This window comes from Roseibacillus persicicus (genome assembly GCF_014651675.1).
GTDB lineage: Bacteria > Verrucomicrobiota > Verrucomicrobiia > Verrucomicrobiales > Akkermansiaceae > Roseibacillus > Roseibacillus persicicus.
Genome location: NZ_BMXI01000078.1, coordinates 1 through 668, shown reverse-complemented (window position 1 = coordinate 668; position 668 = coordinate 1). Strand labels below are relative to the sequence as shown.

At 43.0% G+C, this 668-nt stretch carries 1 protein-coding gene; it reads right to left on the bottom strand.

Annotated elements, in window-relative coordinates; translation table 11 throughout:
* Positions 1 to 555: hypothetical protein (locus IE099_RS20660; RefSeq protein WP_229809641.1), on the bottom strand; the 555-nt coding region annotated here is incomplete at its 3' end.
* Positions 556 to 668 lie beyond the last annotated feature (113 nt).

Sequence of the window (668 nt, the reverse complement as noted above, 5' to 3'; positions counted from 1 at the left end):
CAGTTGTTGGAAAATCGTCAGTGCTGCGAAGAAGTTCTGTTGGTATGAGCTTTTACCGCCTTTAAGAAAGGTGTCGAGGCCAGACAGAATTGTTTTAGTCGTGGTAGGTGTGTATATTGTTGCAGCAGTGCTCAATCCTATCGATGTAATATCCAGCGTTGTGTCTAGAGTCGCTCGACCTGTTGCAATTCGATTGAGATAGGCTAAATAGTTTTCGTCAATAGCATTGACGCACTGATAGATAAAATTTGCTTTTAGACCAGGATCTATCCCTGGGGAATTATATCTCTCAAATGCGACTTGATAGGAAACTAGCCTACCGCTCGGATCACGGTAATTCTCATAACGATAACTTTTTGGAGCGTAGATGCTCTTACTTGCTTGTCCTTCTTCGTTTCCTGTGACGGCGTCTGATACAGCGATGAGGGGAGAAGTGAGTGGGGAATCTCGGAGAGATTGGGCGGTGTTTGCACACGAAAAAATAAGAAAGATAATGGGGATAAATAAAATAAATATGATGTTGTTCACATATTCAAAAAATGAGAATTGTGGCATGCTGTTAATCGAAAATATTAGAACGGAAAACTCAGTAGGTTCTTCAGGAGAGGGATTGACGAGCGTATTCCTGGGTCTGTGTCGAACAAGGCGTCGCTGCTGAAACCGACCGT